The organism is Shewanella sp. SP1S1-7, assembly GCF_031932105.1.
GTDB lineage: Bacteria > Pseudomonadota > Gammaproteobacteria > Enterobacterales > Shewanellaceae > Shewanella > Shewanella baltica.
The window spans coordinates 168,850-194,694 of sequence record NZ_JAUOEU010000002.1 but is presented as its reverse complement, the minus strand read 5'-3'; the positions used below and the strand labels follow the sequence as shown (position 1 = coordinate 194,694).

Annotated in this window: 22 protein-coding genes; 8 read left to right on the top strand and 14 right to left on the bottom strand. The window is 46.6% G+C overall.

Features of this window, described 5'->3' with window-relative positions; all coding sequences use genetic code 11:
- Positions 1–29: 29 nt before the first annotated feature.
- Positions 30–1,258 (top strand): IS3 family transposase gene (locus Q4Q49_RS02660; RefSeq protein ID WP_311998578.1). Its coding sequence is split into 2 segments (ribosomal slippage): positions 30–381 and positions 381–1,258, totalling 1,230 coding nucleotides; the frame shifts between segments, so codons are not numbered across the junction.
- Between the two features lie 46 nt (positions 1,259–1,304).
- Here Q4Q49_RS02660 and Q4Q49_RS02655 read toward each other — a convergent pair.
- From Q4Q49_RS02655 to pepA, 4 genes are all read right to left on the bottom strand, one after another.
- Positions 1,305–1,754 (bottom strand): cytochrome c, encoded by a 450-nt coding sequence (locus Q4Q49_RS02655; protein ID WP_006080801.1) that lies wholly within the window; start codon positions 1,752–1,754, stop codon positions 1,305–1,307.
- 339 nt (positions 1,755–2,093) lie between these two features.
- On the bottom strand, positions 2,094–4,970 hold the full coding sequence (locus Q4Q49_RS02650) for a valine--tRNA ligase (RefSeq protein ID WP_311998577.1): 2,877 nt from the start codon (positions 4,968–4,970) through the stop codon (positions 2,094–2,096).
- A gap of 20 nt (positions 4,971–4,990) precedes the next feature.
- Positions 4,991–5,494, bottom strand: a complete 504-nt coding sequence (locus tag Q4Q49_RS02645; protein ID WP_071938331.1) for a DNA polymerase III subunit chi — start codon at positions 5,492–5,494, stop codon at positions 4,991–4,993.
- A 342-nt stretch (positions 5,495–5,836) separates the two neighbouring features.
- Complete coding sequence (gene pepA / locus Q4Q49_RS02640) at positions 5,837–7,345, bottom strand: leucyl aminopeptidase (RefSeq protein ID WP_006082597.1); 1,509 nt, start codon at positions 7,343–7,345, stop codon at positions 5,837–5,839.
- A gap of 243 nt (positions 7,346–7,588) precedes the next feature.
- Here pepA and lptF point away from each other — a divergent pair, with 243 nt between their 5' ends.
- A complete protein-coding gene (gene lptF, locus Q4Q49_RS02635; RefSeq protein ID WP_311998576.1) occupies positions 7,589–8,701 on the top strand; it encodes an LPS export ABC transporter permease LptF in 1,113 nt (370 codons plus the stop codon).
- Positions 8,698–9,756 (top strand): LPS export ABC transporter permease LptG, encoded by a 1,059-nt coding sequence (gene lptG, locus Q4Q49_RS02630; RefSeq protein ID WP_006085768.1) that lies wholly within the window; start codon positions 8,698–8,700, stop codon positions 9,754–9,756. Before lptF ends, lptG begins: the two co-directional genes overlap by 4 nt.
- A 126-nt stretch (positions 9,757–9,882) precedes the next feature.
- Here lptG and Q4Q49_RS02625 read toward each other — a convergent pair whose 3' ends face one another.
- The 5 genes from Q4Q49_RS02625 to Q4Q49_RS02605 form a co-directional block, all read right to left on the bottom strand.
- On the bottom strand, positions 9,883–10,392 hold the full coding sequence (locus Q4Q49_RS02625) for an RDD family protein (RefSeq protein ID WP_006082594.1): 510 nt from the start codon (positions 10,390–10,392) through the stop codon (positions 9,883–9,885).
- Between the two features lie 54 nt (positions 10,393–10,446).
- Positions 10,447–10,704 carry a DUF2960 domain-containing protein gene (locus tag Q4Q49_RS02620; protein WP_006082593.1) on the bottom strand — a complete coding sequence of 86 codons (258 nt, stop codon included), beginning with the start codon at positions 10,702–10,704 and terminating at the stop codon, positions 10,447–10,449.
- 29 nt (positions 10,705–10,733) lie between these two features.
- Complete coding sequence (locus Q4Q49_RS02615; RefSeq protein ID WP_006082592.1) at positions 10,734–11,084, bottom strand: DMT family protein; 351 nt, start codon at positions 11,082–11,084, stop codon at positions 10,734–10,736.
- Positions 11,081–11,578: a GNAT family N-acetyltransferase gene (locus Q4Q49_RS02610; RefSeq protein ID WP_115334149.1), complete on the bottom strand. Its 498-nt coding sequence runs from the start codon at positions 11,576–11,578 to the stop codon at positions 11,081–11,083. The genes Q4Q49_RS02615 and Q4Q49_RS02610 overlap by 4 nt, the downstream gene beginning before the upstream one ends.
- 168 nt (positions 11,579–11,746) lie before the next feature.
- Positions 11,747–13,252: a carboxypeptidase M32 gene (locus tag Q4Q49_RS02605; protein WP_311998575.1), complete on the bottom strand. Its 1,506-nt coding sequence runs from the start codon at positions 13,250–13,252 to the stop codon at positions 11,747–11,749.
- Positions 13,253–13,315: 63 nt separating this feature from the next.
- Here Q4Q49_RS02605 and Q4Q49_RS02600 point away from each other — a divergent pair, with 63 nt between their 5' ends.
- The 3 genes from Q4Q49_RS02600 (at position 13,316) to Q4Q49_RS02590 (ending at position 16,439) form a co-directional block, all read left to right on the top strand.
- The gene (locus Q4Q49_RS02600) at positions 13,316–13,882 is read left to right on the top strand and encodes a DsrE family protein (protein ID WP_311998574.1); all 567 of its coding nucleotides are present in this window, start codon (positions 13,316–13,318) and stop codon (positions 13,880–13,882) included.
- Positions 13,883–13,988: 106 nt separating this feature from the next.
- Positions 13,989–14,624 carry a YqiJ family protein gene (locus Q4Q49_RS02595; protein WP_311998573.1) on the top strand — a complete coding sequence of 212 codons (636 nt, stop codon included), beginning with the start codon at positions 13,989–13,991 and terminating at the stop codon, positions 14,622–14,624.
- A gap of 36 nt (positions 14,625–14,660) precedes the next feature.
- Positions 14,661–16,439: a flotillin family protein gene (locus Q4Q49_RS02590; RefSeq protein WP_311998572.1), complete on the top strand. Its 1,779-nt coding sequence runs from the start codon at positions 14,661–14,663 to the stop codon at positions 16,437–16,439.
- Positions 16,440–16,745: 306 nt separating this feature from the next.
- Here the strand turns inward: Q4Q49_RS02590 and Q4Q49_RS02580 are convergent, their stop codons facing one another.
- The 3 genes from Q4Q49_RS02580 to Q4Q49_RS02570 form a co-directional block, all read right to left on the bottom strand.
- Positions 16,746–17,498 carry a transporter substrate-binding domain-containing protein gene (locus Q4Q49_RS02580; RefSeq protein WP_311998571.1) on the bottom strand — a complete coding sequence of 251 codons (753 nt, stop codon included), beginning with the start codon at positions 17,496–17,498 and terminating at the stop codon, positions 16,746–16,748.
- Between the two features lie 145 nt (positions 17,499–17,643).
- The gene (locus tag Q4Q49_RS02575; RefSeq protein WP_311998570.1) at positions 17,644–18,279 is read right to left on the bottom strand and encodes a DUF2913 family protein; all 636 of its coding nucleotides are present in this window, start codon (positions 18,277–18,279) and stop codon (positions 17,644–17,646) included.
- A 99-nt stretch (positions 18,280–18,378) separates the two neighbouring features.
- Complete coding sequence (locus tag Q4Q49_RS02570) at positions 18,379–19,026, bottom strand: peroxiredoxin-like family protein (protein ID WP_311998569.1); 648 nt, start codon at positions 19,024–19,026, stop codon at positions 18,379–18,381.
- 348 nt (positions 19,027–19,374) lie between these two features.
- On the opposite strand from Q4Q49_RS02570, the gene Q4Q49_RS02565 reads away from it, so the two are divergent.
- The gene (locus Q4Q49_RS02565; RefSeq protein WP_311998568.1) at positions 19,375–20,265 is read left to right on the top strand and encodes a hypothetical protein; all 891 of its coding nucleotides are present in this window, start codon (positions 19,375–19,377) and stop codon (positions 20,263–20,265) included.
- 231 nt (positions 20,266–20,496) lie between these two features.
- On the opposite strand, the gene Q4Q49_RS02560 is transcribed toward Q4Q49_RS02565, so the two are convergent.
- On the bottom strand, positions 20,497–21,798 hold the full coding sequence (locus tag Q4Q49_RS02560; protein ID WP_011847413.1) for a DEAD/DEAH box helicase: 1,302 nt from the start codon (positions 21,796–21,798) through the stop codon (positions 20,497–20,499).
- A 406-nt stretch (positions 21,799–22,204) separates the two neighbouring features.
- Positions 22,205–23,773: a methyl-accepting chemotaxis protein gene (locus tag Q4Q49_RS02555; RefSeq protein WP_311998567.1), complete on the bottom strand. Its 1,569-nt coding sequence runs from the start codon at positions 23,771–23,773 to the stop codon at positions 22,205–22,207.
- Positions 23,774–24,367: 594 nt separating this feature from the next.
- Between Q4Q49_RS02555 and Q4Q49_RS02550 the strand changes: the two genes are divergently transcribed.
- A complete protein-coding gene (locus tag Q4Q49_RS02550) occupies positions 24,368–25,633 on the top strand; it encodes an HD-GYP domain-containing protein (protein WP_012089788.1) in 1,266 nt (421 codons plus the stop codon).
- The last annotated feature ends 212 nt before the right edge of the window (positions 25,634–25,845 follow it).

Here is a 25,845-nt window from a genome sequence, read left to right as displayed (position 1 = left end):
AAATACGTTGACATAAAGAGGACTTCTTTATGACAACATCAATTAACTCAAGCCGTAAGCGCACACAACGAGATTACACCTTAGCCTTTAAATTAGGCGTTGTAGAGCGTGTTGAAAAAGGCGAAATGACGTACAAACAAGCCCAAGCTCGTTTTGGTATTCAAGGCCGTTCAACCGTACTCGTTTGGCTTAGAAAACATGGTAGACTCGATTGGTCGAAACCTTTTCAGCATCCCCTTATGCCTAAGTCAAAAGAAACCCCTGCCGAAACGATCAAGCGCCTTGAACGTGAATTAGCAGAAGAGAAACTGCGTAACCAAATCCTCAATGGCATGGTTGATATCATGGACAATGAATATGGAGCAGGCCTCAGAAAAAAGTACTTATCCGGTACGTCTGGCAAGCAAAAAGCAACGGCGAAATAAACCTCGCAGCCGCATGTCGTGCTGCGGGTATGTCGAGGCAAGGTATTTATCAGGCAATTGCTCGAATGGAAAGTCGTAGAGCTGAGCTATCGGTCATCCAAGACTGGGTCCAGTACTGGCGTAAATATATGCCAAGGTTAGGGGCCCGTAAGCTCTACACGTTGATAAAATCCAAGCTGGTTGAGCACGATATTAAACTCGGGCGAGATGGTTTTTTTACCTATTTGAGAAGTGAAGGTTTACTGGTTAAACCGAAGAAAAGCTACACAAAAACCACGTTCAGCAAACACTGGATGAAGAAGCATCCTAATTTGCTGAAAGAGGAAGGACTGCATGATGCAGAGCATGTACTGGTCAGCGATATCACCTATCTTGAGTCAGACCAAGGTGTGCACTACCTGTCACTGGTCACCGATGCGAGTTCGCGTAAGATAGTCGGTCATCACGTGAGTAAAGACATGAAAGCCGAGAGTGTGGTGAAAGCGTTAAAAATGGCCATAAAAGATAAACGCTATATCGGCAACGCGGTGCATCACTCAGACAGAGGCTTACAACACTGCTCAGCAGTTTATCAGAATGCGCTTCAGGCGAGCCAAATCCAGCCGTCAATGACGGATGGTTATGATTGCTACCAAAATGCATTAGCAGAAAGAGTGAATGGCATACTGAAGCAGGAGTTTTTACTGCACCGATGTAGGACATTTGCGGAGCTGAAGATACTTGTTAGAGAATCGATAGCAATATACAACGATATGAGACCGCATCTGAGTTTGAATATGGCAACCCCTAATCAGGTGCACAATAGAAAAGGCCAGCTACTGGAGCTGGCCTAAAAACTGTCAACCTATCTTAGGACGAGACACGAAAAACTAAATAGAGCTAGTCTTTCTTATAAACGTCGTGACAACCTTTACAGCTTTTTCCTGTATTCATAAAGGCTTGCTTGATTTCAGCTTGATCACCTTTTTGAGCAACAGTTGCAAGAATGGCGGCATTCTCTTGGAAAGTTTTCATTTTTGCATCGAAATCAGCTCTGTCTTGCCAAACTTTGGCTAAGGCTTCAGTGTCGCCTTTGTCTGAGCCATCAATAAAACCTTCGAAAGGAATTTTTGATAATGCAGCAACATTCGTTGCACGCATTGCGAAGGTTTCCGCTTCGAAAGGTTTTTTGCCTTTCATCATGGCAGCCATATCGCCGAAGTTATAAGCAATAAGACCAAATGCAGATTGGCGGTATTCAATCGCATCTTTAGAATCTTCGAAATTGTGTGCCTGTGCAGCTGAAGCCAATAGAGTACTGGCAACGAGAGTAAGTAGTAATTTTTTCATCGTATTCTCACAAATTAGCGTCGAAGTGTGACATTGCGCTTCTATTGTACACAAATTAACTTGATGTACTAGAAGCATTTTTGTCAGTTTTTGTCTGGATAAGATGACTAAACGTAACAAGTTATTTGTATGAAAATTGATGTCGGTTTAACAACAACACTAATCTAGATGGTTTTAGTATTAAGCCAGTCATTGTCTAAGAAAGATTTGGCTATATATGAATTTAACAGTAAGCGACTAATTTTTGTATTTAACATAGATATAAGAAGGGCAGCCTAGTGGCTGCCCTTCATTCAGTTAGAACCAATCATAACAAGTGAATCAGAGCAAATGAGAAGCTTAAGCTTCTAACTTAGCGAATTCTAATTTTTGCTCGTTGAGCTTGTCTATGTCACGTTTCAGATCTGTCATCTTAGCACGCTCTTTGTCGATAACCTCGGCTGGAGCTTTTGCCACAAAACCTTGGTTCGACAATTTGCCTTCGATGCGAGCGATCTCTTGACCGAGTTTTTCAAGCTGTTTGTCGATACGGACCATTTCGGCGGCGACATCGATTAAGCCTGCCATAGGGATCAGCAGCTCCATTTCGCCAATCAAACCAGTGGTCGACATAGGCGCAGTTTCGCCATCGGCTAAAATGGTCATGCTTTCTAAGCGGGCAAGTGTGGTGAAGAAGGTTTGGTTGGCTTCAACACGGGCTTTATCCTGCGCGCTAACACCACGAAGTAGGGCATTTAGCGGCTTAGATGGGGCAATGTTCAGTTCGGCGCGAATGTTACGCACAGCGACGATCACTTGCTTAACCCATTCTAAATCGGCCATTGCTGCGCTATCGACTTTAGCGGCATCAAATGTTGGGAACGGTGCCAGCATGATGGTATCACCAGCGACACCAGCTAACGGTTTAACGCGCTGCCAGATGGTTTCAGTGATATACGGCATCATAGGGTGCATCAGGCGTTGCATCGCTTCGAGCACTGTCACTAAGGTGTGACGGGTGCCGCGCATTTGCGCTTCGCTGCCATTTTGCAATACCGGTTTAGTTAATTCTAAGTACCAGTCACAGAACTGGTTCCAAGTGAACTCATACAGGGTATTGGCTGCTAAGTCGAAACGGTAGGCTGTCATGTGATCGTCAAAGGTCTTAACGGTTTGATTGAACAAGCCAATAATCCAGCGATCGGCCAACGACAGTTCCATTTCACCGCCTTTGTGCTCTGGAGAACCAGGGCCACAATCTTGATCTTCTGTGTTCATCAGCACGTAGCGTGAGGCGTTCCATAACTTGTTACAGAAGCTACGGTAACCGTCTAAGCGCTTCATGTCCCAGTTGATGTCACGACCCGTTGATGCCATTGCCGCAAGCGTAAAGCGCAGTGCATCTGTGCCGTGGGCTTCGATACCGTCGGCAAATTCTTTGCGAGTGCTCTTTTCAATCTTGGCTGCCAGTTGTGGCTGCATCATGTTGCCGGTACGTTTTTCAACTAAATCTTCAAGGCCGATACCGTCGATCATGTCTAATGGATCGAGTACGTTACCCTTAGATTTTGACATCTTGTTACCCGCTTCATCGCGGATAAGGCCGGTCACGTAGACAGTTTTGAACGGGACTTGTGGCTTGCCGTCTTCATCTTTGATGAAGTGCATGGTCATCATGATCATACGGGCAACCCAGAAGAAGATGATGTCAAAACCTGTCACCAACACGTCGGTTGGGTGGAAGGTTTTTAAATCTTCTAAATTGTCAGGCCAGCCTAAGGTTGAGAACGTCCACAGGGCTGAGCTGAACCAAGTGTCCAGTACGTCTTCGTCTTGGCGTAAGGTCATTGAGTCAGCGATATTGTGCTTAGCACGGACGTCGGCTTCGTTGCGGCCGACATAGACTTTGCCGTTTTCGTCGTACCATGCAGGGATGCGGTGACCCCACCACAATTGACGCGAAATACACCAGTCTTGAATGTCACGCATCCACGAGAAGTACATGTTCTCGTATTGCTGCGGCACAAATTTAATGCTGCCATTTTCAACGGCTTCGATAGCGGTTTTCGCCATTGGCGCAACAGCCACATACCATTGGTCGGTCAGCATTGGCTCGATAACCACACCTGAACGATCGCCGTAAGGCACTTTCAAGGCATGAGGCGCGATTTTCTCGAGCAGACCTAAGGTGTCAAATTCGGCGACAATAGCATCGCGGGCTTTAAAACGGTCAAGTCCTGCAAAACGTTCAGGCAGGCTGCCATCGAGCGTTTTGTTAAAGGTACCGTCAGAGTTCACCACTTCGGCACTTGCACGAATGGCGGCATCTAAGGTCAGCACGTTGAACATTGGCAGGTTGTGACGTTTACCGACTTCATAGTCGTTAAAGTCATGGGCTGGGGTGATCTTCACGCAACCTGTACCAAAGGCCATGTCGACGTAATCGTCAGCCACGATAGGAATGCGGCGGTTAACAATCGGCAACAGAATAAACTTACCGACCAGTGCTTGATAGCGTTCATCATCGGGATGCACTGCAACAGCACTGTCGCCGAGCATAGTTTCTGGACGCGTGGTAGCGACTTCTAAATAGTCTTTACCATCGGCAGTCAGTTCACCGTCGGCCAGTGGATAACGCAGATGCCACATGTGGCCCTGTTTTTCTTTGCTTTCTACTTCTAAATCAGAGATAGCCGTGTGCAGCTTTGGATCCCAGTTGACCAAACGCTTACCGCGATAAATCAACTCGTCTTCGTACAGACGTACAAACACTTCTTGTACTGCCTTGGACAAGCCTTCGTCCATAGTGAAACGCTCGCGGTCCCAATCAACAGAAGCGCCCATACGACGTAGCTGCTTAGTGATAGTGCCGCCCGATTGCGCTTTCCATTCCCACACTTTATCCATAAAGGCATCGCGACCTAAGTCATGGCGATTTTTGCCTTCTTCGGCTTCAAGCTTACGCTCAACCAACATTTGGGTGGCGATACCCGCATGGTCAGTACCGACTTGCCATAGGGTATTTTTGCCTTTCATCCGTTGGTAACGGGTCAAAGTATCCATAATGGTGTCTTGGAAGGCGTGGCCCATGTGCAAGCTGCCCGTCACGTTTGGTGGCGGGATCATGATGCAATAATTACCTTGGGATTCATCGCCGTGTGGCTTGAAGTAACCTTGCTCTTCCCAGTTTTGGTAAAGAGTTTGCTCGATGGACTGCGGATCGTATGTTTTTTCCATGGGAACGTGTCTGTCTCAAACTAATTAAGTGGATGTGTTGCTAAGTCTTGGGTCTGTAAATTGACCCCTAAGCCGCGATACTGTCGATAACGTTCGCGAGCGACCGCTTTATGCTGATCGTCATTGGCAACAAAATCGATAATGTGGCCAAAGTTTACCGCAAATGGGGGCGCTTGGTCTGCAAGATTAATCAGAACTTGGCGACTTTTGTTGGCGCCGAGGCGATCAAAACCAATTTCAACCGGCGATCCCGTCATCGGGCCTTCACCTTTGAGGTTATGTGGCACAAAAGCACTTGGCTCAAACTGCCATAAAAGTTCATCAATCGCATGGGCTTGCTGCTTATCTTGGCAATGGATATAGACCCATTGTTGTTTCACAAAAGCCTGCTGCGCCAGTTGGCATGCCAGAAGATGCATCTCGCAAAGCGCAGGGTTTGCATTCGCGGTTGCAACAGGTGAATCAACCTTGGCCTTGGCAGGTGATGCCACTGGCGGCATGAGATAAAACAGCACTTGAGTCATGATTTCAATGCCTTGCTTCACTTGTTTTAGTGGCGAACGAAAGCAGCAGTTTACACTAAAAGTCAGTATGGGTTAATGCTTGGGGCAAACCTTACGCTGAGCTTTTATCTATCACTGTCTTGCGGGGCTTAATGGGATGCTTTCAAGTCGCTTTTGATGACTTAGGTTTTGTTATTACCTGTTGAAAATATTATTTAATTGTTTCTGTCTTTTAGGTTTTCTAACTTAAGCCCTTATTCCGGAAATTGATGTTCAGAATAAAATAGTGAATAAAAAAGGCGAAGATTTTCATCTTCGCCTTTGATTTATCTGGTCTGTAAAAAGCTAAACCCTGATAGTCGGCTATTCGCCGAGTTCAACGCCTGCACGATTGATCAGGAACTGAGTCAATAGTGGCACAGGACGACCCGTAGAACCTTTGTTAGCACCGCTATTCCAAGCTGTACCCGCAACGTCTAAATGAGCCCAGTTGTACTTTTTAGCAAAGCGCGACAGGAAACATGCTGCTGTGATAGCACCTGCTGGACGACCACCTAAGTTGGTCATGTCAGCAAATGGACTGTCGAGCATATCTTGATACTCATCCCACAATGGCATGCGCCATGCGCGGTCACCACTTTGCTCACCGGCACTTAATAGCTCGTGTGCCAGTGGGTTATGCGATGAGAATAGACCCGATGCGTGTTTACCAAGGGCAATTACGCATGCGCCAGTCAGGGTTGCAGTATCGATAACCAGTTCAGGATCGAAACGCTCAACATAGGTTAATACGTCACACAGCACTAAACGGCCTTCCGCATCGGTATTTAACACTTCAACGGTTTGACCTGACATAGTGGTCAGAATGTCACCTGGACGGTAAGCATTACCCGATGGCATGTTTTCACAGCCAGCCAGAATACCCACAACGTTGATAGGTAACTTCATGTCACAGATGGCTTTCATGGTGCCGATAACACCCGCTGCGCCGCCCATGTCGTACTTCATTTCGTCCATGGCTTCGCCAGGTTTCAATGAAATACCACCCGAGTCGAAGGTTAACCCTTTACCGACTAATACGATGGGTTTCTCAGTACTATCGACAGCGCCCTTGTATTCCATCACAGTCATGATGGATTCGTTGGCACTGGCGCGACCGACTGCAAGGTATGAGTTCATGCCCAGTTTGGCCATTTGCTCTTCACCGATGGTGGTGACATGCAGTGTGTCGTGTATTTCAGCCATTTGTCGAGCTTGAGAAGCTAAATAGGCTGGATTACAGATGTTTGGTGGCATGTTGGCCACATCGCGACATAAGTGCATGCCGGCAGACACTGCCATACCATGCTCGATAGCACGCTCACCTAAGGTTAACTCACGGCGAGTGGGGACATTGAACACTAATTTACGCAGTGGACGGCGAGTTTCACCTTTGCGGGTCTTCAGGGCATCAAAGCTGTAAAGACTGCTATTGGTGGTTTCAACCGCCTGACGTACTTTCCAATAAGTATCGCGTCCTTTCACGTGCAGTTCAGTCAAGAAGCAAACTGCTTCCATTGAACCCGTCTCGTTAAGGGTGTTGATTGTCTTAGTGATGATTTGTTTGTATTGGCGTTCGTCTAGTTCTCGTTCTTTGCCACAACCCACTAATAATACACGTTCACTCAATACGTTAGGAACATGGTGCAGCAACAACATCTGGCCAGGTTTACCTTCCAGATCGCCGCGACGCAGTAGGTTACTGATATAACCTTCGCTAATTTTATCTAATTGCTCCGCGATACCCGACAGACGACGGGGTTCATAAACACCGACCACGATACAGGCTGAGCGTTGTTTTTCGGGGCTACCGCTCTTTACGCTAAACTCCATGAGCACTCCTAGATTCTTAAAGACAAATTTTTATATTTATTGGATAATGTCTGCTTGTCCCGAAAAGGGCCTAAGTTATTACTCCAAAGGTGATTTATTCTCGGCGCTTGAGTCACGCATTTCGTGACGTTAAGTTTACCTAGAACCCCTGAAGCTGGTCAGAAAACTATCAAAAGTAAACAGTTTACATGAAAGTTAGTCTGTTACCAGCAAAAAGATAAGTTTAGAGACCGGATCCTGCCTGTGATTGTATTTAAATACCTTATTCGAGAAGTTTTAAAGGCACAAATTGCGGTACTTTTAGTGCTGTTAACTATTTTTATTAGCCAGCATTTCGTGCGTATACTGGCCGATGCCTCCGACGGCGATTTTCCCGCCTCTTTAATCATGACCCTGATAGGGCTTAACTTGCCTTATCTGGTGATCTTAGTCCTGCCGTTAAGTTTGTTCTTGGGGATTTTACTGGCCCACGGCCGTATGTATTCCGAAAATGAGATGGTCATTCTCCACGGTGTTGGGGTCAGTGAGTGGTATGTCACCCGCGTGACGCTGATTCTTGCCGTGATCAATATGTTGTTTACCGGCTATTTATCCCTTTATGTCGCCCCTTGGGCAGAAGAGCAGCAAAACCAAGTGCTCGAAAAAGCCCAGTCCGAAGCCGGGCTTGCGGCCTTAGTGCAAGGGCGTTTTCAGGCGAGCCCTAATGGCCGCGCGGTATTATTTGTAGAACGTATAGGTAAAGACAACGAGTTAGATAAAGTGTTTGTGGCCCAGTTGCCAGACCCTGATGACGAAACCGGCGTCACCAATGTGGTGGTGGCCAAAGGTGGGCGAGTGCAGGAAGATAGTTCAGGCGCGCAGCAATTGAACTTGAATGATGGCGTGCGTTATCAAGGCAGCCCTAAGGCGAAGGACTACCAAATGATCGAATTTGGTGGTTATAAAATGCAAATTAAAGAGCAGCAAGTCGACGAGCGTCGCCGTAAATTATCTGCACTGCCTGTCGATGAACTCGTGAAAATCGAAGGTGCAGAAGCCGTTGCCGAATTCCATTGGCGTCTTGCCATTCCGCTGGCGATTCCGATCATGACCTTGATCGCGGTACCACTCGCGCGGGTAAATGTGCGTCAAGGTAAGTTCGCTAAAATGTTCCCCGCAATACTCTTGTACCTTGGCTATTTTGGCCTCATGGTCGCCGGACGTAAGGCATTGCAAGATGGAATTATTCCACTGTATTTAGGCATGTGGTGGATCCATATTTCGGCGCTCTTGATGGGGCTGTTCTTGCTCGGCAAAGATAGGCCTATATTTAGTCGTATCTCGACCCTTTTTGCCCATAAGAAGGTGGCGGCATGAAGATATTAGACCTTTATATCGCCAGAGTATTGTTAAGCACTTCAGCGCTGTGTTTGCTGGTGTTGACTGGCTTGTCGGGCATCATAAAATGGGTTGACCAGCTGCGTTTAGTCGGTCGTGGCACCTACAGCATGATGGATGCAGGCATCTATGTGTTGTTTTTAGTGCCACGGGATATCGAAATGTTTTTCCCTATGGCCGTGTTGCTGGGCGCCTTGATTGGCATGGGAATGTTGGCATCGAACTCTGAACTTGTAGTGATGCAAGCTTCTGGCATGTCACGTTTGCAGATCACTATGTCGGCGATGAAAACCGCTGTGCCCTTGATGTTACTGGTGATGGTGTTAGGGGAATGGGGCGCACCGATTGCCGAGCAAAAGGCTAATGAGTTGCAAGCCATTAAACTTTCAGGCGGGAGTTTAATTAAGTCCCATCGCGGTATTTGGGCAAAGGATGGTGATTTGTTCGTGAATATTGGTGAAGTTGAAAACATCAATAAACTCAACAATATTACGCTTTATAAGTTCAATAGCGAACTCAAGCTCACCAACGTTGTACATGCGGACCGCGCGGTGTTTTCCCAAGACCGTTGGCGTTTATTCGACGTCAAACGTACCGATTTAAGCTATGAGAAAGTCGTGCTTGAGTATCTGGAAGAAGACCAATGGCAGTCGAGTTTAACGCCGGATAAGCTCAGTGTAGTTTCGATTAAACCTGAGGCGTTATCTATCCGCGGTCTGGTCGGTTATCTCGATTACCTTAAAACCAACAGCCAAGATCCTAGCCGCTATGAATTGGCGCTGTGGCGCAAGGTGATGCAGCCGGTGACGGTCGCTGTGATGATGTTAGTGGCACTGTCGTTTGTATTTGGGCCGCTGCGGACTGTGACTATGGGCGCGCGGGTATTGCTCGGGGTTGTGGCGGGTTTCAGCTTTTATATCAGTAATGAGATTTTTGGTCCTATGAGCATAGTGTATGAGTTACCTGCCTATGTGGGGGCTGTGGCACCAAGCTTGCTGTTTACCGGCGTTGCCTTCTACTTTATCCGGCGATGATACTCATCTTATTACTTCCCATTTAGTCTATAAGAATAGTTTATAAGAACAGTCCCTAAAAAATAGCCCATAAAAAACGACGCTTTTGCGTCGTTTTTTATGCTGACAATTTACTGGAAACTAAACTTAGGCGCCGTGCCAGTTACGCATTTGATTGGCTTCTTTAGACAATACAACCACTTCTGAGCGGGTCATACTATCTTGTAGGGCAAGCTTATTGCCATTGATGAGGATCCACAGATTACCAATGCCGAGCAGTGACCAAACGATGCGAGCGTAGGCCGTGATCATGCTTAAGTTTTGGCCGTTTGGATGTTGGATCTTAAGCCGCCAAGCGCGCATCCCTAAGGTTTGACCGCCCTTACTCCAGAACAAGGCGTAGAAAGTGCCAACACATAAGACGAGCCAGAGTTGATAAATACCATGGTAAATCGGCGTGCCATTGAGCGCGTCAGAGACATGCTCAAAGCCATTCATGCCAGCCAATCCTGAAGCGGTAAGGCCGTAGAAAATGCCAAAGCCCACAGCGCCAGAAACCATATAAACGGCCACGGCTAACAGCGAATCGTAAACGGCAGCACCTAAGCGGCGAAAGAATCCCGCACGGGGAAAGTTAGCATGTTCGGTATTGAGCATCACAGTGTCCTGTTTTTAAAGTGCTTAAAGCGAATACAAAAATGAATAACCTGCCTAGGCTTCTGGTTCTTCGTCTCTAACAAAATGGATATTGCTAAAGCCAAAGCGGGCAAATTCTACTTTTCTGAATTCTTTTTCAGCCTTAGCACCCTTGCGCGACGTCATGGCGACTTGTTGCTCCATGGCTAAAAATTTGGTCAGATCGATACCTTCGGCTTCGGCCACAGCTTCATATAAATCATGGTGTTTGTCGTAGCTAAAGGCGATAGTTTTAGTCTTACCTTTGAAGGTATAAGTGACTTGACGGGCCATGGGTGAGCTCTCCTGAAATAAGTCTGAAATTAATTAAATTCACTTCTAAAAATAAAATACACAGCACCTAATATGCACAATCCTGCCCACAAATAATCGAGCTTCAATGGCTCTTTCATATAGAAATAGGCAAAGGGGACGAACAGACTTAAGGTGATGACTTCTTGTAAAATTTTTAACTGGCCGACATTCATGACCGTGTAACCGATACGGTTAGCGGGCACTTGCAGCAAGTATTCAAATAGGGCGATGCCCCAACTCACTAAGGCGGCGATAATCCAAGGCTTTGAGCCTAAGGTTTTCAAATGCCCATACCAAGCAAAGGTCATAAAGATATTGCTCAAGCAGAGTAAACCAATAGTCGTTAGGGTTGGATTCATCTTTCATCTCTATGATTAAATTTATAAATCATATACATGGCATCGTCGGTATAGCTGCCAAGGCACTTGTCTATGGTCTGAGGCTTAAAGCCCATTTTTAGCCAATAACTGTCGGCGCCTTGAACGGCAACGAGGGACAAGGAATTGAGATTATATCGATCCGCCAGCAGTGTTAAGCGGGTGAGTGCCTTAGCACCTGCGCCTAAACCTTGGGCTTTGGCTGAAAGCGCAATATCGTGCAGGTATAAAGTATCAGCCTTAGGTAAATCGGTGATGGGCTGATAGAGCGCTGGCGGCATATTGGTGGTCCAAGGGTGAGCCAAGCAATAACCGACAACTGAGCCATTTACTTCGAACACAAAACAGGACTGTGGCGATACCTGCCATTTACTTTGCAGCACGTGCAATGGCTCAGGATCCAGTTGTGAGTAACACTCATCTTGGATTGCTAAAATGGCATCCCAATCCTGTGGGGTGATTGCTCGCAGTAACATGGCCGACAATTATCCTGTTTCAAAAGTCCTGTTGAAGGAACTCCGTAGAAAGAGTCCTGATTCAAATAAGCTCGGCATTATAACCTCAAGCGGCTTCAAAATGCAGGCTCCAGCGGCAATATAAAGCGCTTTAAAACCCATTAAAACTGAGCTAAGCGTTCGCAGCGGTTAAATGCCCAGATATCGTTGACGCAGGTGACGCTCAAGATATTGACCATTCAAGGTTTCGCCCGTTGCTTGGCGGATCAGTTCATCGGTCGTGAGCAAGGATCCCTTTGACCAAATGTGCTCGCGCAGCCACTGGAATACCGAGTCCAACTTGCCTGCATCGATTAGGGCTTCAATCGGCCCTAAGGCTTTTTCCATCGCAAAACGACATTGGGCGGCATACATGGCGCCTAAGGTGTAACTTGGGAAATACCCTAGCTCACCGACAGCCCAATGGATGTCCTGCATGCAACCGTCGCGGTAATTGCCATCAGTATTGATCCCCAGTAATTGTTGCATCTGCGTCGACCAAAAATCAGGTAAATCATCGACGGTTAAGCTGCCATCGACAAAGGCTTTTTCTGCCTCAAACCGCAGCAAAATGTGGCAAGGATAGGTGACTTCGTCGGCGTCGACGCGAATAAGTCCGGGATTCACGCGGGTATAATGCTGGGCTAATTCTTGGGCGCTGAAATGACAGTTAAGATGCTGCGCGATTTTAGGCTGCAACTGGCGTAAAAATGCCGGATTTGCCCCAAGCTGCATTTCGCAAAATAGACTTTGGCTTTCGTGGACGCCCATAGAACGTGCAAGCCCAGCGGGTTGACCGCGCCACGCTTGAGGTAAACCTTGCTCGTATCTGGCATGGCCTGTTTCATGAACTATGCCCATGATTGCGCTACTGAAATCGGCCTCATTGTAGCGGGTCGTTATCCGCACATCGCTTGGTACGCCGCCACAAAATGGATGGCTACTCATATCCAGCCTGCCGTGATTAAAGTCAAACCCTAAAAACGCCATGACGTCACGGCCAAGGGCTTGCTGTGCGCTGATATCGAAGGGGCCATTGAGCACAAGCTTTGGTTCGTTTGCCTGCTTAGCCAGCACTTCTTGGATGAGTGTCGGTAGCCAATCTTTCAGGCCGCCAAAGGTTTGTTCTAGCTTTGCCGTGGTCATTCCCGGTTCAAATTTATTGAGCAGGGCGTCATAGGGCGTGATATTTTGCGCTTCGCCGCGGATCTGCGCTTCTTCCTTGGCAAGGTCGATGACCGCTTTTAGATTGGGCTTAAAGCCCTGCCAATCATTATTTTTACGCTGCTCGCGCCACGCATTCTCGCATTGATAAGCCATCTTGGTTTTGGCTTGTACTAGGTCGCCTGGCACTAAGTTGGCCTGTTGATACTGGTACAGTATTTCCCGCAGATTGGCTTCTTGCTCTGTTGAGAGTGATTCGTCCTCCGCGCCGTGTAAGTGCTCGGCTAAGGTGTCTGAGGTTTTGAGACCGTGGATATGCAGAGCCAGTTCTGCCATAGCATCGCCGCGATCTTGACCGCCGCCCATAGGCATCATGGCCGCTTGATCCCAGTCACCCAAAGCGCTGAAATGTTCAAAGTGAGAAATTTTCTGGAAATGTGCCGTCAGTTTGTCGTAACTTGGCGTTGGTACTTTAGTCTTAGGTGTGCCCATGGGATTTCCCTTCTGGCGCATAAAATCTGCGCGAATAAATAACAATAACAGGATGATAATACAATGAAGTCAAAATCATATAGCACTAAAACGCTAAAGGCTGCGCTGTGCCTGACCCTCGCCGCTATCGCTTCGACGGCGCAGGCGGGTGCCGATAAATTTGTCGCAGGGCCTGCTATTCCTGAGTTTGGTCAGATTGCCAAAGTCGACAGCATGATGCCTATTCCTAAGGGCATGAAGTTTAAAGTGGCTTTTGATATGAGTAAGGCGGCCGATGTGGGCAAGACGAATCGTCAGCTCGAAAGTTTAGCGCGTTTTATCAACATGCATGTGGCGGCAGGCGTTAAAGAAACTGATATCGAGCTGGCTATGGTGGTGCAAGGTGGCGGTATTAGCGATTTAGCAGATGATGTTTTTTATGCCAAGCAGCATTCAGGTGCCGTAAACGCTAATCGCGCTTTGGTTAAGGCTCTGGTTGATCACGGCGTGAAGTTTTATATCTGCGGACAGAGCGCCGCTTATTTTGATTTAACCAATACCTCATTATTACCTGGTGTTGATATGGCATTATCGGCGATGACAGCCCACGCTATTTTGGCGCAGCAGGGTTACAGTGAAAATCCATTTTAGGGTAAATTTTTAGTTTGGAAATAAGGCTTGGCTTGCTATTCTGTGGCGCATAAGTCGATAATTACAGTGAAATAAATGGAATGCTGTATTGTTCAAGGAGATGACTATGTGGGCGTTTTTAGTTGAGCAGCCTAATTTACCTTACACCATAGCTTTTGCCTTTGTTCTGGCCCTCGGTGTGTTTGAAGCCTTCGCGTTAGTCATTGGCTTAAGCATGATGAGTGCGCTAGACCAATGGGTGCCTATCGATGCGGATTATGACGCAGATGTCAGCCCTGGCGGACTTACTGGCATTGCCGGTTGGCTGTGCCTCAATCGACTGCCGTTATTGATTTGGTTTGTGCTCGCACTGACCAGTTTTGCGATTGCGGGTTATATCGTCAATTTTATCAGTTTCAATGTCGCTGGCCTTTTACTGCCGCAATTGTTCACCTTACCCATAGCCATAGTTGCGAGTGCCTTTTCTTGCCGTTATTTCGGTCGAGTGCTGGCCGAACATCTGCCCAAAAATGAATCGAGCGCGATTTCGCTTGATGATTTGAGCGGCTATGTCGCGACTATTACCTTAGGCTGCGCCATCAAAGGCATGCCCTCTGAAGCCGTTGTGCGTGATAAACACCAACAAAAACATTACGTCTTAGTCGAGCCTGAAACCTCGGGTATCGAGTTTGCCTCTGGCACTCAAGTAGTGCTACTTAAGCGTGAAGGCCGTGTCTGGTCTGCTACGTGTTTTGATAATTAATCGTCCCCAGCTATAAATCAATTGAAAGGAAATCAAATGGATGTGTTAACTGATATCGGTTCATCCGGTAGTTTTATTTTGCTCGTTGCCGGTATGGTGTTACTTGGCTTTATCGTGATCGGGTTAATTTTTGCCAAGTTATATAAACGTGCAACCAAAGAAATGGCCTTTGTGCGTACCGGCTTTGGCGGTGAAAAAATCATTAAAGATGGCGGCGCTATCGTACTGCCAGTGCTGCATGAAACCATTTCGGTCAACATGAATACCCTGCGTATCGAAGTGGAAAAAACTCAGAAAGATGCGCTGATCACTAAAGACAGAATGCGTGTCGATGTGAAGGCCGACTTCTACCTACGTGTTGCCCCAAATTCCGATGGTATTTCGATGGCGGCGCAAACCTTAGGTACGCGCACAAACCGCGTTGAAGAGCTTAAAAAGCTGATGGAGTCTAAGTTTGTTGACGTACTCCGCGCCGTTGCTGCTGAAATGACCATGACAGAAATGCATGAGCAGCGTGCCGATTTTGTGCAACGAGTGCAAAATAACGTGGCTAACGATCTGGAGAAAAACGGTCTCGAACTCGAGTCGGTTTCGTTAACGGGTTTTGATCAAACTGATTTGCAGTTCTTCAATGAAAACAACGCATTCGATGCCGAAGGTCGTGCGCGTCTGGCGAAAATCATTGAAGAGAAACGTAAAGAAACTAACGATATCCAACAGGATAACCGGATTAAGATCGAGCAACGTAACCTCGAAGCCGAAAAAGAATCCCTAGAGATTGAAAAGTCGGAAGAAGAAGCGCGCTTGATCCAGCAACAGTCTTTGGAGTTTAAACGCGCCGATCAAAAAGCGGAAATCATTAAGCAGAAAGAAAACAAGGCCCGTGAAGAACGCGAAGCCGAAATTGCTAAAGAACGCGCTATCGAAACGGCTCAAATCGAAAAGACAAAAGATATCGAAACCCGCGAGATTGAAAAGTATAAGTCGATTGAACAATCGCGCATTCAACAGCAAAGGGATATTGAAGTTTCTGAGCAGGAAAAACGCATTGCGGTTGCGGCCAAATCTGAAGAAGAGTCGGCCGCCCGTGCCCGTGCTGCTGAAGCCGAAAAGCTGAAGGTTGAGAAAGAAGAAGCGGTCATCACAGCGCGCCAAGTGGCCGAAGCGAATCGTCGCAAAGAGATTGAAGTGATTGATGCCCGTAAAGAAGCAGAGCGTGATGCGGTAGGTGTGACAGTACAAGCCGAAGCCGAGAAACGTGCTGCTGAAGACAGATCGAGTGCGATTCTGATTGAAGCGCGCGCTAGCGCCGATGCGAAAAAACTGCAGGCCGAAGCGGATGAGAAAGTCTATGCCGTTGAAGCTGCGGGTAAACAAGCGCTTTACGAAGCTGAAAACGTCTTGAGTGATGAGCAAATTGCCCTGCAAAAATCCCTCGCGATTTTAAAAGCGCTGCCTGAAATCGTGGCACAAGCCGTTAAACCGTTGGAAAACATCGAAGGCATTAAAATTCTTCAAGGCTATGGCGCTGGCAATCAATTGGCAGCGGGTGGCGAAGCTGCTCACCATCAAGGTGGGATTGCCGAGCAAGTGACTAGCGCTGCATTAAACTATCGCGCTAATGCGCCGGTGGTTGATGCCATGCTTAGAGAATTGGGCTTAGTGAACGGCGATACTGGCACCTTAAATGATTTATTAAACGGCAATAACACCTTAACAGCCGAGGCGTTAAGTGGCGTGAAGTCGTCTCATGCTGAGCTTAAAGATTACAGCCAAACGCATGTGGTCGAGAGTCAAAGCGTGCCTAAGCTGTAAGGTCGACTTAGCTAACTTTACGAGGTTAGCTTTATGAGATTAAATCTGCTTGATTAACTAAAAACGCTCGCATTTTTGCGAGCGTTTTATTTTGAGGCCAATAAAATCTAACGGCTTATTTGTGTACCTTGTCGACCCCCGATGAGCGACCTTCGGCATGACAGGTTGCGCATGACTCCTGTCCTGATTGCTAAATTCGACCACAGCTGGCATCACTTTGGTAAACTCCGCCAAAGCTGCGTGCATGGACGACTATCGATAAGCGTGTGACAAGCCGTGCAGGTTGCTAAGGTTGGCCGTATTGGCTCAGCTTGCCAGCGTTTGAGTGTACTTTTTGATGATTTCGTCAATTTTACCATTGGCCTTCAGTGTCGCTATGGCTTGATTGATGGCAGGCAGCAAATCGGCATGTTCTTTTCGTAACCTAAACACTAAGTCACCATCAGAATGCACTGCCGCCAGTGCGACAGGGATCCGCAACTGAGTCGACCAATACAAGGCTGGGTAATTACCAGCAATAACGGCATTGACTCTGTGTTTATCTAAGGCTTTGATCAGCTCCTGCTCTGAGGTAAAGTCTGCGCGGATAAAATCTTTATCGTCGTGATATAAATAACCGCGCACTGTACCTATTTCTTGGCCTTTTATCTGGCTGATATCTTTATATTTACTGACATTCTCTGGTAATGTGACCACATATTCAGTGATTTGCATTATGGGGGCCGATTTGACAAACAGCGGCCCTAAATCCTGCTTTTCAAACCAACTGGGGCTGACGATATCAAAGTCGAGTTGACCGGTTTCTAGCGCATTATTGGTGCGCTTTGGCGGCAGGGCGAGGATTTCACCTTTGATTTCAGCCATAGATAAAATCATCGGAATAAGCTCAGTGATCATCCCCGGCGCCTCGGCTTGATCACCGATAAAATACGGATACCAAGAATAGGAGCCAGTGATATTGTATTTGAGCTGTTCCGCAAAGGAGTGCTGTTGAGTCAAGCAAAGGGTGAACAAGGCAAATCGAACTAAGTGTTTATACTGCAAACATCGCTTAACCATATTGCTTTTATCCTTGTTATCTCTGCTTTAGCCAAGACCTATCCGATGGTCATTCTATCTAAACTGTGTGAATGAATTGTTTATTGGATCACAATCAGTCACATCCGTCATATTCAAGCTATTTTCTGCTTTTCGCTATTACACCTTAAGCCAATAGCTGGCACAAAGCTGGTTGCTGATTATTAGGGAAAATTTGATAGGTTTTATGGTGCTTAATCAAGCTGGTTTTCTTATTGCCTTGGCTCAGTAATAACCCATGGGACAGGGCGATACGCGTTAGTGTCTGTTCATCGGCACGGACATATAAGTTGATTGGCTTGATCAGCTGATTGTCTTTAATATGTTGATTAAATTCTTTGGCATCAATCACTAAGCTAGATTGACCATCACCATCGAGTTTCAGCTTGGCACTGATTTCAGTGTCAGTAAAGACTAACCAATCGGCTTGTTTTAAGGTTGCTATCATGGCATTTAATGCCGTACCCAAAGCTTGCTCCGATGTCTCAACTGTTTGATATTGATGCACGATCCTTTCTAGCAAACGCTTGAGTTCGGCGCCCGCACCTTGGCTGCGAGCCAAACGTATCCAAGCCGTGAGATCGTCGGCTACCAGTTTAGAAAAGCGTTTTTCCTTTAAGGACTCGACCATCCAATTACACAAAAAATGACTTTCCTGCGCAGAAGTGCGCTGGGCTTTCTTGGTCTGTGCTGAAGCGGTTAAATCGGCAAGACCCGCAAGGGCGAGTTCGAGCACAGCTTGGTTATAGGTTTGAGAATTCATTATGACTCCGCCGCGGGCTGAAGTGATGTTATCTATTTGAACTTGGACGATATTGATTGCGGCGGAGCTAGTTTAGCAAAGCGGTCGATAAACCGATATTTATTCTTGCGATCCCACCAAACTTGCGGCGGTTAAGATCAGCTTAGGTGCGGGTCTGACCTTGTAGTTAGGATTCACATATTGGAAATGGATTAATCCTTGAGTGTCAGCGATATAAATTGCCGGCACTGGCAGAACTAAGCGTTTATCGCCTTCGGGCGTTGTCCACAGTGGGTTATCCAGTTTTAAGCGACTCAGATAAGTATCAGTGACTTGTTTGCTAGTGTAAAAGGCAAGACCAAAGGCTTGCGATGCCTGCATTTTTTCATCGGAAAGTAGCTGATATTTGAGTTCGTTTTTTGCGGCAGATGCCTTTAACTGTGCGGGCGTATCAGGGGAAATTCCCACCAGCTGAAAGCCCATGTCGATAAGTTTAGGTTCGATGGCTTTTAGTTGCCCCATTTGGTTGTTGCAAAAGGGGCACCAGCCGCCACGGTAAAAAAAGAAAATGGTTGGTTTTTGTGCGGTTAATTTTGCTAAATCAACGCTTTGGCCATTCATATCTTGTAAGGTAATTGCGGGAATTTGTTCGCCATTGAGCAGTGGGCTAACCGAATATTCATCCTTAGCGATAGGTTGAGCTAGTGTGGTAAAACTGCCAAGCAGTAGGCTGGTGGTCAGTAAAAAGCGCTGTAGTAGGGACGGCATAAGTAATCTCTCTTTGTTATGGGTTATTCTATCAATTCAAGCGATTGGCTCTGGTTTGTACGCTTGTTGGGGCGTGAATGGGGAAGACTGTTATAAGAACGGCGAATGCTGCAATTTATTGCAGTGTGTATCCAGATTAAGTGGTGTTTTTAAAGCAATGCAGCTCAATCACCCAAAAGCTCGTTTTAGTCTCATATAAGTCAATGGTGTGAACCGATAATGTGGGCTAGTCGAGTCAGCAGATCGAGTGAGCTTAAGGTGGGGCGCCGAACGCGAAAGTGATAATATTGCCACAGCCTTGAAAGGCTGAAGTGATGTTTGGTAATTTTTTCAATAGGAAAGTGGTAAATGGATAAGGGATTATTTAAGGCGTTAAAGAAAGTCTATTATAAAAAGTCGTACCGCAAAGACGAGCATGGTTATCAACAAAGAATCGATAATGGCGATGTGTTTGATGTCGATACGGGAACTAATATCTACTCCTATCAAGGCCTATCTGATACCGAAATCGCATTGATTGAACAGAGTGGCTATCCGGTCAATAACAGGGTTAAGCTAAGCCATGATGAGGCCGTTCTTGCCTATAAAAAACTACTCCTAGAGCATAATTTGTCACTGGAAAATCTGTTGGCGGCCTATTTATGTGGTTTTTCAAGTTTCCCGCGCGGTCGTCAACCCATTCTCAGCTATCTGTTTGCGAAGGCGCTACCAGAACATTCGATGGCAACCGCTAATGACATTTGTCCTGTGTGTTCCATCAAGCGCGTTAACTGGATTGAGCAGGGGCAAAAAATCTTTTCCTGTTACGCTGGCAGTGTGTGGAACGAGCGCTGGGCGCACAACCTCATAGAATTACAAGAATTTTGTATGCTATCGCCTTGTAAACCCAATGCAGAGGATGTGGCCATCTTCAGTGCATTAATTGAAGCTATCCGTCAGGCTCCTTTAGATGAAACACCCGGAAAACTCGAGCAAAGGGTGAAGAAAGCCAAGATTATCCCCAATTTTAATAAGTACAGTTTCCGTGGCCAACTGATGGTGTTAGCTGAGCTTGGCATCATGCCAAATTCCTATGTTGAGCCGCTTTATGAAGCATTTACGCCATTTGAGGAGATCTGCAATATCAAATACCCGGGCAGTATTCGCTCTGACATCATCTTACCGCTTGCGGGCTGGCGCGGCGAAAATCCCATTGATGAGCAAAGGCTTAAACAGTTATTTGGTGGTTTTTTGGAATAAGTGATCGGCCTCAGTTCCGTGGGTTAAGTATTGTGCAAATGAGGTAGGGGATAACTTGCCGATTGAGTCCGTCACAGAGTTCGGACTGAGATAGGCCATCTTTAGAGCGAGTCACTCTTATAGCCTATGGCTTGTAGCTTATTATTTCGGCTCAATAAAAAAGCGCCCCTTGGGACGCTTTTTGCTTTAATAACGAGACTGATAGGCGAGGTGCATTGCCTATGTTAGCGATTACTTAAGTTTTTTCGCTTTGCTAGGTGCTTGACCCACCTTCATTTTTACGCGGCGGCCTTGCATGTTTTTCTCAGCAGTAACTTGAGCGCCGACGTTGTCGGTTCTTTGTTGCTTCTTGGCAAAGCTACGGCGGGTTTGCAATTGCTTTAATAGCAATTCGCGGCTGCCTACTTCATAACCTGGTACAGTGACGCGGCGAATTTGTTGACCGATCAGTTTTTCGATATCGGCTAAGGTACGTTCTTCTTCGCGGCTCACGAAAGAAATGGCTACGCCAGTTTTACCCGCGCGGCCTGTACGACCGATACGGTGGACATAGTCTTCGGCGAGGAAAGGTAAGTCATAGTTGACTACGTATTCAAGGCTTGGGATATCCAGACCACGGGCGGCAACTTCGGTGGCAACCAGTACGCGTACATCACCTGCAACAAACTCACGCAGGGCGCGGCGACGACTGCCTTGGCCTTTATCACCGTGGACCACTTCTGATGGGATCCCATCTAAATTCAATTCTTTGACTAGCGTATCGGCGGCATCACGGGTCGCGGTAAATACCAAGACCTGTTGCCAGTTTTTCTTGCCAATTAGCTCAGACAGCAGTTCGCGTTTACGTCGTTGTTCAACCGGATAAACCACTTGGCTAACCGTATCGGCCGTAGTGTTTTGCTTATCAACGCTGATTACTTGCGGTTTAACCATCATGTCGTTGGCGAGTTTTTTCACTGCACTTGAGAAAGTGGCCGAGAACAACAGGTTTTGACGCTTCTTATTTACCGCTTGAAGGATCTTTTGGATATCGGCGCTAAAGCCCATGTCTAACATACGGTCGGCTTCATCTAGGACTAAAAAGTCAACGTTCGACAGGCTTAAGTTACAGGCGGTAAGGTGCTCAAGTAAGCGACCTGGGGTAGCAACAATCACATCGGCGCCGCGTTTCAGCTTTTGCGCTTGAGTTTCTATCTTTACGCCACCATAAATGGTTAACACGCTGAAGTTTAAGTACTTGCAGTAAGCCGTAACGTTGTCAGCCACTTGAGCTGCAAGCTCACGGGTCGGCGTAAGAATTAATACGCGGGCATTCGACTTTAACGTTTCGCTTGGATTTTCAACCATCTTTTGCAGGATCGGCAGCGCGAAAGCGGCGGTTTTACCCGTACCGGTTTGGGCACTGGCTAAGACATCTTGGCCGCGGCGGATAGCAGGTATCGCTTGCTGCTGAATAGGCGTCATTTGTTGATAACCGCAATCTGAGATAGCGCGCAAAATCTCGGGGGAAAAACTAAAAGATTCAAATCTCATTTTGGATTCCTATCGTTCACTTATTCAAACATTCAAGCACCGCGAGCCTCTATTATTTACTCGACTAAGGAGAGAGGCGTGCCGACTGGCTCATTCTTCCACACAGATTTTATAAGAAAAATGGCGGGCGCGGAGTATAGCAAAAATTTCGGTTAAAACCTGAACTTTTTAGTGTTTTGGCATTTTATCTGCATCATTTTATCACCAAGAGATAAAAGCCTTCGCGACGGCTCAGGCGGGATAGGGCCAATTCTGCAAGCACTGGGTTGGATCAGTACTGGATTGAGTATGCTCTTAGCAGAGTATGATTTGAGGTTGAGTGACGGCTGGCGGAAAGAACGAACAAAAAGAACGCGATAGAAAAATGCCGCAGTTTTGGCTGCGGCATTTTATATCTTGCTTATGGCTAACCGAAGGTGCGTCTTAGGCCGAGGGCCTTCTCGGCATTGTGTTTAAGCAGATGAGCAGCATCACCAATCAGATGGGTTGCGGCTAAGTTTTCTACGCTTGAATGGGTGATGGAATGTATATTGCTGGCAATCTCGTTGACCACTTGACGCTGTTGATCCGCTGCCACTGCATTTTGTTGGGCAAAGGTGTGGATATCACTCACTTCTTGGTAAAGGGTATTCACATTGTCGGCGGACAGTTGAATGTCGCTAGCGCAGCGCTCCGCATGTTGGCGGCTCTGTTCCATTTCTTTGGCCCATATGTTGAGCATAGAGAACATCTTATCGACACTCTTTGAAATACTGTTGGTCGATAGTTGGGTTCGACTCGATAGCGCGCGCACTTCATCGGCGACTACGGCAAACCCTCGGCCTTGTTCACCTGCACGGGCAGCTTCAATGGCCGCATTGAGGGCGAGAAGATTAGTTTGCTCGGCGATGGAGTCAATTTCGCCCATCGCATTAGCAACTTGCTCGGCTTCTTTATTCAATTGATGGGCATTGTTAGCTGCATCGGCAACAGACTTGGCCAGTTGTTCCACTTTTTGAGTGTTGGCCTTCATATTGGCGCTACTCTTAAGGCAAAGATCGTAGGCGGTATTGATGCTGGTTGACGTCAGATGGGTATTCTGCGCGACTTCTGTGATGGTTGAACTCATCTCTTCCATCGCACTAGAGAGCTGTTCTAGCTGACTTTTTTCTTGATCTAGGCTGACATAGGTTTGCTCGGTCGCGACCACTAATTGATCGGCAATCGCATGCAATTGATTGGCTTGATCTTGTGTGCGCCCCAGTACGCCACTCATTTTGGCCTGCAGCATGATGAGCTGGAAATCGAGGATAGAAGACGTATCGGCACCCGAGTAGATGTAGCGACTGATAGAGTCGTATTTAGTTTGCATTTCAATCAGTTTAGCGGGAATGCGAAAGGCCTCATCGTAGAAAATAGCCAAGTTTAAACTCATCAAAACCGCCCCCGCGATAATCACGCCCCAGCCCCAAAAGTAGCCCGCGATCAGTAGGCCGGTCGAGGCGACAACCGCCGAGAGGATACGTTTCTGCATTAAGCTTAAGGGCTTAGGAATGGATTTATCCAGTTTAAGTCTTTGGTATATCTCATTTGCTTTGCTGACGTAGGCTGCTTGAGGCTGAATACGCACCGATTGATAACCAACGATAGTGCCGTTTTCAAATAATGGTGAGACAAAGGCATCGACCCAATAGAAGCCACCATTCTTACAGCGGTTTTTTACTATGCCGCGCCAAGATTGGCCCGACTTAAGCTTTTCCCACATTTCTTTAAAGGCGGCGCTCGGCATATCGGGATGGCGAACCATATTGTGGGCACTGCCAATTAACTCTTGGGCGCTATAGCCAGAGACTTCAGCAAAACGGGCATTAACGTAAGTAATGACACCGCGAGTGTCGGTGGTGGAAATGAGTTCATCTTGTGGTGTTAAGCGGATTTCTTGATCTGATCTCTGTGCATTCAGTGTTCTGTGGGCAGACGCGTTACTCTGGCTCATTTTGTGTGTCCATTCAGGGCCGATGTGATTCATTAGGGTTCAGGGGCGCGGTGTTAGGCGCTAATTTTCTTGCGCTTACTCTCATTGGGGTAAGCTTGTTATGTGATAAGACTATCATTTTTGTATGGGTATAAGAGAGCGGTTTTTGATGGTTTACCCATAAAAATCAATCGTTCGTTGTATTTGTAAGCTATTGCAAAATATAAAAATTTTAAGTAGTGCGAATATGGAATTAAACGAGCGTTTATCCTGCTAAAACGCAAATTTCAGTATTTTGTATAGGGTTATTGTTTTAACAGATATTGAGTAGAAAGTAGGCATCATATTATTTGCAAAATCTGTGCGGTGGCATTGGCCTAATGTCCTTGATTCGTTTGCCATATCGCGGCATTCATTCGAGCGCTTTATTAGTCATAGTCTATTCTTTAATGGGCAATAAACTATGGCTTGCTGGATGTGTGATTTATCTGGCTTTGCCTCAGTTTTGTCATCTTATTCGCACCCTTTAGTTTATTAACTCAGGTTCATTAGCTTAGGTTCATAAGATCAGCTTCATTAGCTCATAGCGGGAATGCAACATAAGAGGATTTTCCCATGGCGATATCACTTAGACGTGGCGTAGCGAAATTGGCTACCGCGTCCTTGGGGACGACAACGGCACTGCCCCATTGGCGACGTTTGATTTTTGAACGTCTATTTGGCTTCCTTGCGCTTCTCTGCGTGCCCGTATATATCACCAGCGTGTATTTATGTGTCATCGCCGATCTTTGGTCTATGGTGGTATTCGATACGCTGGCTTATTTGTTTTTATTGGTTTTACTGTATTTTCCTAAGCTTGCTGATAGCACGCGTTTTGGCTGTGGCTGTTTGTTAGCGTTTGCTATCGGCGTAGGTTTTTTGATTGCGATTGGTCCATCGGGTGCGGGGTTCTTTTGGTTATTTATCTTTCCGCCATTAGTGGGCATTTTTTTAGGCCGTCGCGCGAGCTTATATGCCCAATATTTGAATGGGTTGAGTCTGGTACTGATTGGGCTTGCCTATCACTTTGGCTGGTTAAACTGGCCTGATATTCACGGTTACAGTTTGGGTATTTGGGCCGTAGTCGTGGTCAATTTTATTGTAACCAATGCCATGCTGACCTTAACCATCACTTATTTATTAGGTAAGTTGGCTGATTCACTCGATTCAACCTTAGCCTCGCGCCAAGCGACTGTATTAGGGTTGGCCAAACTTGCTGAATACAGAGATAACGAGACGGGTGCGCACTTACTACGTATGCGGCAGTATTCGAAAATGCTCGCGGCGCAGCGGTTGCAGGCCGACAATCCACCTGCTGAATTAAACGATGATTTTATTCAAGATATTAGTCTATCGGCCATTTTGCACGACATAGGTAAAGTCGGTATTGCCGATGCGATTCTGCTCAAACCGGGTAAATTAACCCCGCAGGAGTTTGAGCAGATCAAAGCCCACCCTGTGATTGGTGGGCAAGTGTTACGCAGTTTGTTGGAATATGCGCCCCAATGTACTTTTATTCAGATGGGCCAAGATATTGCTTCGGGTCACCATGAAAAGTGGGATGGTAGTGGTTACCCCTTAGGGTTGAAAGGTGAGGATATTCCGCTTTCGGCACGTATCGTTGCCTTGGTGGATGTCTATGATGCACTCACTTCACCGCGATGTTATAAGCGACCCTTTAGTCACCAAGAAGCCATCGATTTAATGATTGAAGGCAAAGGTAAGCATTTCGACCCTGAATTAGTCGATTGTTTTATGGCAATTCATCAGGAGTTTGAAGTGTTATCTAAGGCATCGCTGGATGATGCTTATCAGCCTATGGCGCAGCCTACTATGGTTTAGCTACTCGTGTTTTTAATCATGTTTGAAATAGAAATCGTGTTTTGAAACCATGTTTCGAAACTATGAGCTGAAAGCATGCTATTGAAATACGACTAGGCTTGAAGTACAGCATCAGCGCTAAAAAAACGCCCAAGACTCATAGCCTTGGGCGTTTTATTTTGTAGCATATAACGGATTTAGAAGATGATTTAAATAACGACTTAAATCGCTAC